Origin of the sequence: Paractinoplanes aksuensis (assembly GCF_024137025.1) — a bacterium.
Taxonomy (GTDB): Bacteria; Actinomycetota; Actinomycetes; order Mycobacteriales; family Micromonosporaceae; genus Actinoplanes; species Actinoplanes aksuensis.
Window position 1 is genome coordinate 1 of the sequence record NZ_JAMYJR010000038.1, and the last position, 15,255, is coordinate 15,255.

A 15,255-nucleotide genomic window follows, 5' to 3' on the forward strand; every position below is an offset into this window, starting at 1 on the left:
ACCAGTGGCCCGCACGCGGACGATGTCGGGCGAGGCGGCCGCGGTGGCCAGGTAGTCGCGCAGGTATTGCGGCTGATCCTGATGGCCGAAGTCGGCAGTGGAGGTCACGACATCTCGAACGGGTGAGGAACGAGAAAGTTCAGCCGCGGCTTGGGCTCGCGGCCATGTTGGTGTCCGGACGACGAGGCGGCGGCACCGGGGGAAGGCGCGCGAAGTGCCCGCTCGGAATTCGACGTGGGACATCGGGACTGCCGACTCGTGCCCGATTCTTGCCCGGCGTGGAATTGCGGTTACGAAGCCGTGCGGCGACCGAACGCTTCGCCTCGCGAAATTGTTGCCCGAGCACCTTGATTTTGTTGCCGCGGCCAACGTGGCGTCTCGCGGACAGCGTGGCAGGATCGGCGCGGTTCGCCGCCGTGCCGGCGAAAAGATGGCTCGGGCATCGGAAATTGCTACCGCCCCGAACTCCGCGAGGACGAAATGGAACTGAACGAGAACGCCGAGATCGACACCAGACAGGTTGAGGACCGACGCGGAGTCCGGAGCCGTCGCCGCGTCGTCAGCGGGCCGGTCGGCGGCGGCGGCCTGGTCGGCGTCATCATCACGATCATCGTCGTTGCCGTCGGCGTCTATCTGGGATTCTCCGACAGCGGTGAAGGCCACGGCGGCGTTGGTGCCGCCGATATCCAGCAGGCGTGCTCGCAGGACGGCGCCATCCAGAAGCTGGAATGTCGCAACGTGCTCTACGTCAACTCGATCCAGGCGTACTGGCGCGAGGCCATGCCGGAGTACTTTGACCAGGACTATCGGCAGACCAAAACCGTGATCTTCTCGGAGCGTGTCGACACGCGCTGTGGCACCGCCGACTCCGGGGTCGGGCCGTTCTACTGCCCCACCGACAAGCAGATCTACATCGATTTCACCTTCTACGAGGTGCTGGCCCGCGACCTGGGTGCCCCCGGCGAGTTCGCGCAGCCCTATGTGCTGGCTCACGAGTACGGCCACCACATTCAGGAGCTCACCGGCCAGGAAGGCGAGATCAGCCAGGCCCAGAACAGTGACATCTCGGAGAACGCGCTGTCGGTGAAGCTCGAGCTGCAGGCCGACTGCTTCGCCGGGGTGTGGGCGAAAGCAGCCACCGGGACGACCGACGCCAAGGGCCAGAAGATCTTCAAGAGCCTGACCGAGCAGGATATTCAGGAGGGCGTTCAGGCAGCCGGTCAGATCGGCGACGACACGCTTCAGGAGCGCGCCGGCAACCCGGTCAACCCAAAGGAGTTCACGCACGGCACGGCCGAGCAGCGCCAGCAAAGCTTCAGGCGCGGCTACGACACGGGCAACCCCGACGGTTGCGCCGCTTCTTCGTTCTGAGACTTCTGCCGCGGAACGGAAGCGGCCCGGCCGGAGCCACAGTGGACTGTCGGGTTTGTGATCCGGATCATATCGATGACCTTCTGGTTCCTCCGGTCGTCCTCCCTCACAACGGAGTTCCGCCCCGATGCGGACTCGAACGAGGGAAGGCAGGGCCAGTGCGGCTGAAGAGATCCAGGGTGGGCGCGGCGGGCGCCGTGCTGGTGCTGACAGCGGTGGGGTTGGCCGGCGCGACGCCGGCGGCGGGCGCCGCGCCGGGCGGCGGACACGACACCCGACCGGTTCCCCCCGGTTCCAAGGTGGTCAACCTGCCGGCCGGCGTGACCGATGAGCCGGTGACGGTGATGGTTCAGCTGGCGGCCGAGCCGTTGGCGGTGGCCGCGGCCGATACGCCCCTGAACAACGCGCAGCGGAAGCAGAAACGCGACAGCCTCGACCGGGCGCAGGCACCCGTCGAACAGCGCGTCCGCGAGCTCGGCGGCACCGTGCTCGGCACTTATCAGCAGGCTTACAACGGCGTGAAGGTTCGCATCGGCGCCGATCGGGCCCGGCAGCTCGCGCAGGAGCCGGGCGTCATCGGCGTGCGGACCCTCCGGTCGCTGCAGCGGGACAACACCAACGGTGTGCCGCTGATCGGGGCCCCGCAGGCGTGGTCGGCACCGGGCAAGCTGCACGGCGAAGGCATCAAGGTCGCCATCATCGACAGCGGCATCGACTACACCCACGCCGACTTCGGCGGGCCGGGCACCGAGGCGGCGTACGAGAAGGCCCACGCCACCTCGGCCGAGCTCGCCGACCCGGCGCTGTTCGGCCCGCGCGCGCCGAAGATCAAGGGCGGCATCGACCTCGCCGGTGACAGCTACCAACCCGATCCGGCCGGCCCCGACTACCAGCCGGTTCCCGTCCCGGACAGCAACCCGCTGGACTGTCAGGGGCACGGCACCCACGTCGCCGGCACCACGGCCGGCTTCGGTGTGACCGCCGACGGCAAGACCTACACCGGCGGGTACGACGCCAGGACCATCTCCGGCCGTTCCTGGACCGTCGGCCCGGGCGCCGCGCCCAAGGCCGACCTGTACGCCGTGCGGGTCTTCGGCTGTGAGGGCAGCACCGACCTCGTCGTCGACGCGATCGAGTGGTCCGTCGCCAACGACATCGACGTCATCAACATGTCGCTCGGCGCCGGCTTCGGTGTGTCCGACACACCCGAGGCCGAGGCTGCGGACAATGCGGCCAAGGCCGGCGTGATCGTCGTCGCGTCGTCCGGCAACTCCGGGCCGAGCCCGTACATCACCGGATCCCCGGCCTCGAGCACCCGTGCGATCAGCGTCGCGGCCAGCGACCCGGTCGCCGCACTGCCGGGTGCCCGGCTGGCCCTCGGCGCCGGCAACGAGCTCGAGGCCGTCGTGCTCAACGGAGCCGCCTTCACCAGCGGCACCTCGCTGCCGGTCAAGGTCGTGGGCAACGGAGCCGGCGGTATCGGCCTGGGCTGCAGCACCGCCGAGTTCCAGCAGGCGGGCGTCGAAGGGGTCATCGCGGTCGTCTCCCGCGGCGTGTGTGCGCGCACCGCCAAGGCCGTCTACGGTCAGGAGGCCGGTGCCGCTGCGGTCGTTCAGGTCAACACAACTGCGGACTTCCCGCCGTACGAGGGCCCGATCACCGAGAACGCGGACACGAACGAGCCCGTGACGGTCACGATCCCGTTCCTGGGCGTGCCCTCGACAGCGGCCGGCGCGCTGCAGGCCGCCGACGGTTCCAGGGCCACCCTGACCGCCGAACAGCTGACCAACCCGGGCTACCTGGGTACTGCCTCGTTCTCGTCCGCGGGCGCGCGGGTCGGCGACAGCTGGCTCAAGCCTGACGTCACGGCGCCCGGCGTCAGCATCTCCTCGGCGCTGTCCGGAAGCGGTAACGGAGCGCTTTACGCCTCGGGAACCTCGATGTCCTCCCCGCACACAGCGGGCGCGGCCGCTCTGGTGAGGCAGGCGCACCCGGACTGGCGCAAGGTCGAGTACTGGAAGGCCGCGCTGGTCAACACGGCGGATGCGGCCAAGGTCCAGGGGTACCTCACGCGCAGCAACGGCGCCGGTCTGGTCCAGGTGCAGGCGGCCGCGGCGACGCGGGCCGTGGCCCTCGGCGACCCGGGCACGGCCACGCTGAACTACGGCTTCGCCGAGCTCGACAAGAACTACACCCAGCGCAAGACCGTACGGGTGAAGAACTTCGGCCCGGTCCCGGCGACCTTCACCGTTTCGGCGACCCGGCCTGCCGGCCGCAAGCACCAGGTCGCGCTGAACAAAAGGAAGGTCACCGTGCCGCCGCGCGGCGAAGCCAAGGTGGACGTCACGCTGAGGGTGCCGGCGCCCACCGCCGGCGACTCGGCCGAGTTCCGCGACGTCTCCGGCCTGGTCACGTTCACCCCGGTCGGCGGGGCCAACGCCGGCGTCGCGCTGCGGGTGCCGTACTACTTCGTCCCGCAGGCGGTCTCCAAGGTCAGCACCAAGGTCGACATCGGAGCACTGAAGCGCACGGGTAGGACCTCGGCCACGGTGACCAACCGGGGTGGTGTGGCCGGCGGGCGCGCGGACTGGTACGCCTGGGGCCTGAGCGACCCGAAGGAGGGCACGGCCGGGGCGGTGGACCTGAAGGCGGCCGGTGTGCAGGCACGGCCTGCCGACAACAGCATCGCCTTCGCGGTCCAGACCCATGCACGTCTGTCCAACGCCGCAGCGTACGAATTCGACGTCCTCATCGACGTCAACGCCGACAAGAAGGACGACTACGTGGTCGTGTCGGCCGACTTCGGCCTGGCCACCGCCGGCGTCCCGAGCGGCCAGGCGGCCACGCTCGTCGTCGATCTGCGTTCCGGCGCCGCATCGGTCGAGTCGTTCACCGAGGTGTCGACCGACAGCTCGACCCTGGTCTTGCCGGTGCGGATCGCCCAGCTCTGCCAGGACGGCTCGCCCTGTCTCTCGACGTCCGACCCGAAGCTGACCTACCACGTCGAGAGCATCGACATCACCTCCTCGGCCGCTGTCCCCGACGAGACCGCCGGGGTGGCGACGTTCAACGCCTTCGCTCCGGCGCTGAGCACCGGCATGGTCACCACCGTCGCTCCTGGGGCGACAGCGCGGACAACGGTCATCCTGAACAGGGGCGAGTTCGCGCGGACCGAGACGCTGGGCTGGATGGTCGTCAGCCCCGACAACCGCAGCAGCACCGAAGCACAGCTGATCAGGATCGGCTGAGCACCGTCGCGGACGGGGGAGAGGAGTCCGATCGCCGGGCTCCCCTCCCCGCCGAGCCCTTCGCGCCGGGGCTGAAAGACAGCACTTCTCCGACCGGGCGTTCATCATCCGACCCCGGGCCACGGTCGAGTGCCCGCCGGCGCGAACAGCGCGACGCCTCTCTGAACCGCAGGCGATTGCGGGACGTGCCGCTCGATGCGGCCCAACGACACGAACAGGCAGACGGGTACCGCCTCACCATGTTGATCGATTTCCAGAGTCAGTCCGCGGAGTTCTCGCGCTTCGACGCCGAACAGAACACGCTGCACATCGAATTGCGACACGAGCGGGACCACTGAGCGCATTGGTTCGACTTCGTGGCCTCGTTCGACAACGACGCCCCTTCGTTCGATGTGTGCATCGACAACGCCGGCCGGTCTCTCTACGAACGGCTGGCCGGGATATCAGCCGTTCGTGCAGCGGGGCCCCACCTGGATCCGGAGCGTGGCCGGGTCCTCCTACGAAGACGGAAAGTATCGGTTCCGGGTAGCGGACCCGGGCCGGCGGGCCGCCGTCGCGTGGTACGAACCGTACGATCTCGACCGGATGGGCGCCGTCGTCCGGTCGGGATTCGAGCATCGCGCCGACACGCAGATCGACGTCCTGCGGGACGGATTCACGGTGCTCAGGGACCTCCTGACGGACGCTGACCGGAATGCCCTGTTCGTGGACGTGCATGGCGACGAGGTGTCGAAGGTGAACTACGTGCTGTACCGGGGGCCGAAGCAGCTTTCTATGCCGGGCTGTCCGCCGAGCGGCAGGCCTGGGCCAGAGAAAATCACAGCCAGGAGACTCATCATCTGACGAAACGTTTCATGGAGCTCGGGTTCGACTGCTATCGGTATGTGCTCGAGGACGACGACGTTGATCCGCTGCATCTGCGAGGTGTGTTTTCGGTGAGTGCCGGAAGCCGCCTCGACCTGCCGGCCGACCAGTTGAACGCGCGCGTCGAGCTCGTCGTGGTGCGGGTGCTGGGATCGGTCGAGGCGAAGGTCGCGAGGATCTCGCGGTACCTGCTGCAATTGCAGGAAAAATTCACGGGCCGCGTGCTGAACGATCCCACGACCATGCGGTACGGCATGCGGAAGGACTATCTGCTCGAGTTCGCTGCAGCGGGTTATCCGACACCGCCGACTACATACTTCCCCAACACGGTGGGTTTCGAGGAACTTGCCTCACGGTACCGGGGTGTCGCGTACTGATCCCGTGCCAGCAGGCCCGCCTGGTGACGCCGTACGAACCGCAGCCGTCGGAAATAGCGTTGGGGCAGGAATTGCACACGTTCTGGCGGTCACGCTTCGGGCTGCGAAGTGACTACTACCGGTTCGACTTCTTCCGGCGCGCCGACGGGCAGCCGATCGTACTCGAGTTCGAGGTCGTCAATCCCGGCTTCTACATCGACACCATCGGTGGCGAACATCGGCGGAAGATCGTGGACGCCTTCGTGAGCTACGCCGCTCAGGCCCGTCCCGTCCCCGTCTGACCGACGAGCAGTGCCCGGGCGAGACCTCGTCAGGACCGCGTCATCCGCTTGGACGGGTGCTGCCGGATGCTCCGGCGCGGACTGCGGATCCGGCTGAACCGGCGGGGAAGCGACCTCGGCCCGCAGGGGGACGGTGATTCGTGACGGCGTGATCCGCACGTGTCCTTCCGCTCCGTATCCGGGCCGGAAGGCTTCCTGGCCGGCGACCGGGAGCGCTTCGCTCTCAGGAGCCGGCAACGATGCCGGAACGCTGGCCGCGGATGCTTCCGTGCCCTCGGCCGTCGGGCCGGGTTGTTCCGGTGGAGGCGCTGCGCCCGATGAGGGAGCGGGAGGTGGCAGGGGCGAGTCGTGTTCAGAGGCGCTGTCCGCCTGTGCGGGCTGAACCGGCGCGGCTGGATTGTCGTCGAGCACGGACAACTCGAACTCTTCCACGGACCGGCCCGTGCGATTCGAGAACTGCCGGGAACTCGCGCTGAACCACGTGGTGGACGCATTCATGAACGGGAACATCGAGAAGCTGCGGGCCGAGGCGTCCGGGCTGGGCGTGTCCGGGCTGGGCGTGTCCGGGCTGGGCGCGTCCGGGTCAGGTGCGTCCGGGACGGGCGGTACCGCGGCCTCGAGCTCGGCTATGAGTTCATCCGCCCCCTTCTCGTGGACGAGGGTCAGGCCGCTGGGGCTTTCCTCCGCGGCGACGATGTCGCCCCCGGCTGACAACTTCTGCACAGTCACGTCGGCGACGACGAACCACAGGGTCTTCGTACTCTCGGCGTTGCGTTCGATCGTCGTGCTGAGTTCGCTGCCGCCCTCGGTCCCGCCGCCCCGATTGTGGCCGAGGCCTCCCGAGCCACCGAACTTGGCCACCGCCCCCGTGGACACGATCGGCGTCGGCCGCCCGCTGTGCAGGTCGAAGGTGCCTTTCGCGTTCCAGCCGCGGTGCTTGCCGGCCGACTGCGTCGGTGCGTCCGCCGACTGCGTGTATTTCCGCGCTTTGAATTTGTCCCCGACCGGTCTGCCCTCCGGGTCGAGCACAGGCCGGACGTCGTTGACGATGAGGCGCACCCTGCTGTCGCCGATCTGGAGGCCGTCGCCGGACAACAAGCTGACAACCTGCGTCCGCAGGAGCGACTCACTGACCGCCAAGGTTGTCTCAGGATCAGACCCGTTCGGGCCCACCAGCCTGTCGATGACTTGGGCTGATCGGAAGGTGAGTACTTGGAACTCCGAGCGGCGTAGTACGTCGTTGAAGGACCCATGGACTCGATCGGATGGCGGCAGGATCTGAGGCGCGTCCTCCTCGCTCGCTGGTTTCGTCAGCGCAGTCGGCACGATGTACCGAAGGCGGCCGGGAACCTGCCTGACGGCGTTGCGGCGGTTCCAGGGGCCGACGTCGAGCGAGATCCGCACCCTGATGATCATCGTCTCCGTGAATTCGGTCATCCGGCCAGACTTGGTGGTCAAGCGATTGATGTCCTTGACGGAACTGCTTGTGCCGTGGGCCGAGACCGTGCCGGTGTTGTAGGAGCCGGCCGGCGTGAATCCTCCAGCGTCTCCGTCACCGGCCTTCCGAATTCGCAGTTGACCGGAATAGACATCGCCGACGCTGCCATGGTCCTCGTGGGCGTACTCTTCGATCCGTTCGGAACGGAATACACCGTCGACCTTTTCCTCGACCAGGCGTGACTCGACGACCGTCCGGTCCATGACTCGGGTCTCGACCGAGAGCCGGTAGGGAATGACACCGGGGATCGAGAAGACGCCGACGACTCCCGAACCGGAAAGGTCGAAGAACGTGTCCTCGAGGCGTCGGGACCGGAACATCTCTTCAAGCTGGACGGCCAGAGGGTGATGAATCGCGGCGCCGTCCGGCCCGGCGGGAAGCAGGCCCCACTGTTGGGCCACTGCCAGGATCTCCCCCAGAACCTGCTCGGCGTCCATGTGTTCGACATAGGTGAGCGCTCGCGTGACATCTCGTTCGACCAGGTCTCGCTCAATTGTCCGTGGGTCTGCAGCCTGCTGATCCGCGGTCTCCTGATGTGAAGCGGCCAGAAGCCCGAGCCGACTCGCCAGGCGGGGCTCAGCCAGGAAGGTGATGAGACCTTCGCCTGCCACCACCTCCTCGGTGGCGTTGTGCCTGCCCCGCGGTCCGTCGTCCCAGACGACAGCGACCTGGAAGCGTCCAGCGGCGCGATAGTGCCGGCCGGTCACGGTCTCTCTGGTGATGTTGATGGTGCCTAGCGTGTGCTCGGCTTTGGTCGCCCTGGTGTGTTTGTGGCTCCAGCCGCCGCCTCCGGCCAGGCGCCAGCCTTCCCCGTCATCTTCGTCCGGCCGGACCTGACCCAGAGCACCTTGGATGCTCGCATTGGCCGACCACTCGGAAGCAAAGGTGGTCGTGAAGCTTCGCCCGGCCTGGCTGGTTTGTTGTGAGTACTTCTCAATCTCGCCGGCCTCGGTCGATTCGGACGCTTCTACGTCGTAGACCTGCAGACGGATGATCGCGGTAGCGGTGTGACGGTCGAACTGCCCCAGGACGACCCGCCAGCCGCGCCCGTCGACCAGGTCGGAGAATGCGGCAGCCAGTTGACTTCCTTCGCCCAGCCGACGGATGGCAGCGGGCCACGTCATGGGGTCGAGCCGTCGGCCGAGACCCGCCTCGAAACGCTCGGCGACCAGGGCCGACAGCTCAGGCATGTTGCCGAAGAAGGGTCGGACTCCGGAGCTTCCATGCAGGTCGAACCGAACGATTTCTCCGGCGCGAGGCCCAGCTCGATGAACGCCGACCCGGTTGGGCCGGGCGGTGTAGCCGACATGGAACCGGGGCACGGACACATACTCCGTGATCTCGCCCTTCAGCTTCTGCCGGGACGTCGCACCGTCTGGCCCCTTGACCTCGATGACGATCAGCGTGGGAATGCGGAAGCTGGTGTCGACCCGGAACTCGGACCGTATGTAGTCCTTGCGGGTCTGACCGGTGGACATCGCCCCCGTGGTCTCAGCCGTGCCTGAGTAGCCACCACCCAGCGGGCCCCGCACAGATTGTTTTCCGAATCTGGCCTGGCCGCGAAGTGCCAGTTTCCCCTCGTACGAATGAGATTTCGCCGATGACACGGTGAGGCTGCGGAGATCTCTGGTGTTACTTGTCGCTGCGTCGGGTGGCACCTCCTCCAAGGGACCGGGGTGGGCCGTCACCACCACGTGATACACCCGCTTACCGATGTGAAACTGGTGCTGGGCGCCGGCCCAGACCCGATCGGGATCGGCCTCCAGCGTCGCTTGGCCGAAAGCAGCGATAAGTGTCGCCTCCACGTCGGCCCATTCCGCGTGAGTGCCCTGGCCGCCGGCCACGGCCCTGAGCGACTGGCGCACACCGCTGACCACCCGGTCGATGCCGGCCCAGCGCGTCAACACAGCCTCGCCATGGCCACGCCCGGCGGCGAGAACCAGAGGCACGTTGTCGACATCCTCGCGCGGGGACGGGACACGCGAAAGGTGAGGGGCCAGGACATTCGGCTCTTCGAAATCTGTCCCGGCCGGCGCCTCCATGAGTTCGATATCCGGCTCGACGGGCAGCGTCGTGAGTGAAAGAGCTTCACCAGTCAGCACCGAGTCCAGGCTTGCTTCGCTCTGGCCGAGGTAGCGACGGACGAAAGCTGTCCAGTCGCGGCTCAGGACGCCGAGCTCCGCTGATACGTCCGCCACGACCGGACTCGTCTCCTCGCCCAGGAAGTCGACGCGGGCGCGTAGCACCGTCCGGTAACGATGTTGATGATCCTCGACGTTCAGGACGGTGTGGTTCCCGGCCTTCACGTCCAGCGACCGCGACGTCTCGTGCTCCCAGGCGATCTCGGGAAGAGTCAAGCCGAAACTGCCGCTCACGGCCGATTCGGGGGACAACGTGATCCCCCGTAAGAGGACATCGGACGAGGCGGCTATTTGCCGGCTTCTTTGCTCGGTCTGTTTGGTTCCCCGGACCAAGCCTTTGTCCTCCCGGATGACCACCTGGTTCGTCGTCCGGCCGGCCAGGTATTGCATTTTCACCGGCTCGAGCTTCACCCTCGGCTGCAACGTCCGCACTCCCACCGTCATCCGACTCAGGACCACGCCGTTGCTGAGCGCGGCGATACTCCGGTTGCGGAGAGCCCGTTCGTTGAGCACCTCGGCCACCAGCCGCGTGGCGATCGCGACCCGCGCCGTGGGCGACAAGCCCGCCTGTTGTGCCAGGCGATGGTGGGTGGCGCGTACCAGATCCCCGACGTCGACGGCGTTCAGGGTTTCCCGCGTGCCCGCGAACGGATCGCGACGCCGTGGTGCCTCGGCCCCGGGGGGACGATGCGGGAGATCACGGGGACTGCGGGGGGAAAGGACGTACTCGGTGGGGAACCTTACTTCAACGGTGCCGCTGCCGTCCCCGCGACGCGGAGCAGGCACCCGAGCGGCGACCTCGCCGTCGAGCGACACCGTGAAGGTGATCGCGCCGGTGAACTGGGTCAGGTTGATCGCAAACACCTTCCGGCTCGAGATGACCTTCATGGAGGAGGCCGAGCCGGACCCGCCACTGACGCTGGTCGAGATCTGCGGCACCGCCCAGAGGACACGCGACAGGTGAGCGGAAACGCTGGTGAAAATGAACTCCGCAGCCATGTCGAGAAGAGAGACACCGCTGTCACGTTCGTGCGCCGATTCGACCGACGTCGAGGCGAAGGAGACGCCGTACCGTCCGGAGCCGGCCGGCTGCTCGTCGAGCACGGTGAGGTCGGTCAGTTGAGGCTTGATCCAGGCGATCCGTCCGCCGGCCGCGACGGTGACGCCCTCGAGGATGATCTTCTCCCAGAACTGATGAAGCTGATCCTCGCCGGATGCCGCAGCGTCGCCGGAGTCGGTCAACAGGTTCCTGACGGCCGCGCCGACGGCGTCCGAGATGGTCCGCCGTGCCTCTTCGGCGACGCCTGCCTCGAACAGGTATTGATCGATCGCCGTCCTGACAGCGGTCACCGTGGCGTTCCGATCCGGCGGCACCACACGGGCGACCGCAAACTCGCCCAGCGCTTCGCCGACGGTGTACCAGGGTGCCACGGGGCGTGTCTCAGGATGGGGTGGATCCAGCACGGCGGGACGCCAGTATCCATCCATTCGAACGACGAGGACGGCGGGCCCGGTGTGACCGTCGGCATGACTCCGGACTGCTTCTTGAGCCTCCTGCTCGGACATGATTCGATTCGGCATTTCCAGCGTCTGGATGTTCAGGCCCGAAATGTTGACCAGGTCGCGGAGAAGCGCGCTCTCGTCGCTCGCGTTTCTTGCCGCTTCCCGCATCCGGGCGGGGGCGGCCGGCGAAACGCTGATGTCGCTTTCGAACGCGGCCTTGAGCACAGATCCGATCAGGTCCGCGTGGGGCTCGGCGGCGGCTATCGGCGGAAGGGGTAGCAGCGTGGCTCGCCCCGCGCGGTTGCCGTCGCGAACCGCTTCCACATAGTCTACGAGCGAAGGAGCAAGATCCCAGTAGACCGCGAGTGTGCCGGCCATCGACGTGGATTCGTCGTCCGCCGTGCCCAGCGGATCTGGCAGCGCCAACGGAACCTGTTGAGGCGCGCCGAGCAAAGCCCGGGCCGCCGCTTCCGCGTCGTCGGCCGCATCCTCGATGGCTGCCCGGTGCTCGGCCAGAAGCCTGGTAGAGAGTCCGATCTCCGCGGCGATCACCAGGTTGATCTGCTCGAGATCGGTCAACTGGGACTGATCGGCAGCCCACTGGGCCATTTCCCTGCGTTGTTCCACCACTTTTGATCCGCCCAGGAGTTGAACGATCTTGGCGTAGCGGGCGGTCTCGGCTGACGCGGCTACGAACTCGTGCGGAGCCAACGGCCGCCGGCCGAGTCGGTGATTGTGCACGGCGCTGAACAGCGCCTTCCTGGATTCGGTGGCTCGAAGGACCCGAGGTCCCGCCAAGGCCGCGCTCAGCAGGCGGAGCTTGTTCTCGTTCTTCCACAGTTCCAACGGCTCCTCCGGCGGCGGAGGAGGGTTCAGAAGTGGATCGACAACCGCCTCCGGCGGCATCACCTCGTCGATGCTGGATCGAGAATTCTGGGCAACCGGATTCATGCCGACGCGCCGACTTCGGGGCGGGTCGACCAAAGCCGCCGCCAGGTCGGTGCCGATCACACGTTTGTTGCCGGACGACGGCGTCGCGTCGTGCACGTGGAACTGCCGCAGGCGGCCGTCGTGGATCGGGACCCTGAGGTTGCGGGCCAGCGGCCGAGCCGGTTCCGGCAGGTCGCCGCCGGTGACGAAGGGGACGCGGCGTAGCGAGGGCTCGGCTTGGGTTTCGAGGAGTTCCAAGGATCCGTCGGACAGCCGTTGTACGAAGGCCAGGTGCTGTGGATCCCCCGGTGCGTCGAACCAGACCGGCGTGGCATGACCGAGGTCGAGCGAGTCGAAGACGGAGAGCTCGGCTGGCCGGAAGGCTCCTCCGATGCGGTCGGCGACGTCGGCCGGTGTGGGCGGCCGGTCGTCGACGGCGGCTCGGGGGCGTACACCGGCCGCGCTCATGACCTGAGCGACCCGGGAGACGCAGTCCGGGGTCTTCCGATCCCACTGCGGCAGGCTCGACATGGCCATGTCGAGCCTGGCTCCGGTCGGGGGGAACGGGGCAGCGTGTGCCGGGACGGTGGGTTGGTCGGCCACCTGCTGGGGAGCGGAACCGGGCTCGGACGTGGCCACATCGGGCGTGACGATGAGGGTGTTGATGGTGTCGGCGGTCGGTGTGGGCACAACCGTGGGAATGACGGTGGACTCGAGCCCCGGCAGCCCGGGTGTCGACAGCGATGTTTCCGAGTTGGCGGTCTGCTTCGGCGGGTTGTTGACAGCCGGACCGGACGAGGCTGTGCCGGAGGCGGGGGGAGCCGGCAGCGCGGAGCCGACCGTGGCGGCAGCAGGCTCTCCTGGCGCCGCGGAGTTGGTGTGGGTGCTCAGCCCGGCCAGGCCCTGCGGCTGATTCGGCGGGGAGGGCAGGCCGGCGGTCAGCGAGGTGTCGTCGGCTACGGTGGCTTCGGCTGGGCGCGGCAGGGCGGCGGTGCTGTTCGGACCTTCGTTACTCTGGCTGTTGGCCGCTGATGCGCTGTTGGTCGCGGAGGCGGCGTTCGCCGTGGCCGAGGTGTTGCCAGTGGTGGTGGCGATGCCGCCTGCATTGAAGGCGCTACCCGGGACGGAGGTCCCGCCGGCGACGTCCGCTCTTGCGGAGGGACTGCCGACCGTAGCGAGGGCGGCGCCGTAAGTCGGGGTGGCGTTGGCGGAGGGCGAGCCGTTGGTGGCCGGGTCGGCGCCCGTTGTCGTTGCCGGGATTGCGGCTGTCGCCGGCGTGGAGCTGGTGTTGCCGGACCCTGTCGTGTTGGAAGTGGGGATGGCCGGGTCAGGGCCGTCGAAGACGGTGGCTGGGTTCGCGTTGTGGTTGGTGCGGGTCGGCTGGGAACTGCTGTTGCCTTCCGGGTTACCCGTTGTGCCGGGGTGGCTTGTGGTGGACGTGCCGCTCGTCGTGGACCGGCCTTCCGCGCCGGCTGATGCGGGGCTTCCCGTGCCGACATCGGCTCCTGGTTCTGCGCGCACCTTCTCTCCAGCGCCGGCCCCTGTCCTGGCCCCTGCGCCCGGTTCTGAGCCTGGCTCAGCTCCCGCACGGGCGCCAGTGCCGGGTTCGGTGCTGGTGCCCGTACCGGTGGTGAGTTTGCCGCCGCTCTTGGTGTCTTTGCCGGCGGGTGGCTTCTCGGGGACTTCGACGAGAAGCATGGGCAGGCCGGTGCCCATGCCGATGAGGAACGAGGAGGAGAGGGTAGCGCCGGGGTTGAAGCCGCCACCGCCGAGGAGTTTGACGACGGTGCCCTCGCCGAGGGTTTCCATGATGGCTCGGTAGAGCTCTCTGACCGTCATCTGACCGAACTGATTCGTGTGTTTGCCGCTGACCATGTAGTCGGAGATCTTCTTGTCGGTCGTGACGCGGATGACGGTGCGGCCGGCTTTGCTGTAGAGGCTGATGAAGGCGGAGGTGGCGGCGCCGAACGCGGCGGAGGCGAACACTCGCATCTCGTCGAGGTCGCCGCGTTTACCTTCGAAGATCTGGATGACTTGCGCGGAGCTTTCGTGCAGGCCTTCTTCGGCAGCTTCCCCGGCTCCTTCCTCGGCACCCTTGCCGCTCATGTATCTGGTCTTTTCCGGCATGGTCATGTCCGCGAACTTCTTGCGGGCGGCTTTGCCGCCGGCGCCGGGGACAGCGCGGGTGACGGTGATTCCGAACAGCGAGCGGGCGATGTTGTCGTTGAGCGTGTGCAACCGTTTGGTGAGGGTGCCCCTCAGCTCGTCCAGGGTTTCCTTGATGGCTCTGCGCCCGGCGGCGATGATGGCGGGGGCGGCGGCCGCACCGAAGCCGGTGAGCATGGCCTTGAAGATTTCCAGGACCGTCCAGAACGCGACGATCAGCACGACGTACTGGGCGGCCTCGGTGTCCAGGGCGAACCCGTCGGCTGCCCCGGCCAGCGCGGCGGCGATATCACCGGCCGCGGGCAGGTCCTTGGTGATCCCAGCCGCGTAGTCGGCGAACGCGTCCCCGGCCCCGCCTTGCAGATGAAGCGGCACGCGGCGGCTCAACGAGGCGGTCGCATCAACTTGCTGATTCACCATGACCGACGTGGTCAGCAGGTCACCGACCATCGCCCGCACCCGGGCGATGTCAGCCTTGGGCAACTGCTCGCCCAAGGTGTAAAGGACCGCGTCGTAAACCCACTGATAGTTGGGGTCCTCGATATGGATGTCGACCACGGTTGGCCTGCCGCCCCCGATTTTATCCGCAGTTAACCTAGAGTTTCCGCAGAAGTCTGCGAGAACGCTTGAAAGCGAAAATCGTCGCTGTCGCAGCTCCTTTGGACCGCATATTCCGACCCTTTCTTCGTTGTCCCAAGAATGTCGGTCCGGCGGGGGTAGGCCGCAACCAGTCACAGAACGAACGTGCAGCAACTCCGCACTGTTGTTCATCGAGACTGAACGCCCGCCCCGGTCCGACGTCCTCCATCGGAGGTCGTCCTCGCGCCCGTTGCCTGCGAGCGCTCGCGGGTCGACGCTCTGTCGCAGACCCACCCC

General features: G+C 67.4%; 5 protein-coding genes. 4 read left to right on the top strand and 1 reads right to left on the bottom strand.

Annotated elements, in window-relative coordinates; genetic code table 11:
- Positions 1-480: 480 nt before the first annotated feature.
- From ypfJ to M1L60_RS33165, 4 genes are all read left to right on the top strand, one after another.
- Positions 481-1,371, top strand: a complete 891-nt coding sequence (gene ypfJ, locus M1L60_RS33150; RefSeq protein ID WP_253241506.1) for a KPN_02809 family neutral zinc metallopeptidase — start codon at positions 481-483, stop codon at positions 1,369-1,371.
- A 158-nt stretch (positions 1,372-1,529) separates the two neighbouring features.
- Positions 1,530-4,619 (top strand): S8 family serine peptidase, encoded by a 3,090-nt coding sequence (locus M1L60_RS33155; protein WP_308208574.1) that lies wholly within the window; start codon positions 1,530-1,532, stop codon positions 4,617-4,619.
- A gap of 483 nt (positions 4,620-5,102) precedes the next feature.
- A complete protein-coding gene (locus M1L60_RS33160) occupies positions 5,103-5,462 on the top strand; it encodes a hypothetical protein (RefSeq protein WP_253241507.1) in 360 nt (119 codons plus the stop codon).
- 11 nt (positions 5,463-5,473) lie between these two features.
- Positions 5,474-5,860, top strand: coding sequence for a hypothetical protein (locus M1L60_RS33165; RefSeq protein WP_253241508.1), 387 nt, complete (start codon positions 5,474-5,476; stop codon positions 5,858-5,860).
- A gap of 89 nt (positions 5,861-5,949) precedes the next feature.
- Here M1L60_RS33165 and M1L60_RS33170 read toward each other — a convergent pair whose 3' ends face one another.
- Positions 5,950-14,937, bottom strand: a complete 8,988-nt coding sequence (locus tag M1L60_RS33170; RefSeq protein ID WP_253241509.1) for a hypothetical protein — start codon at positions 14,935-14,937, stop codon at positions 5,950-5,952.
- Between the last annotated feature and the right edge of the window lie 318 nt (positions 14,938-15,255).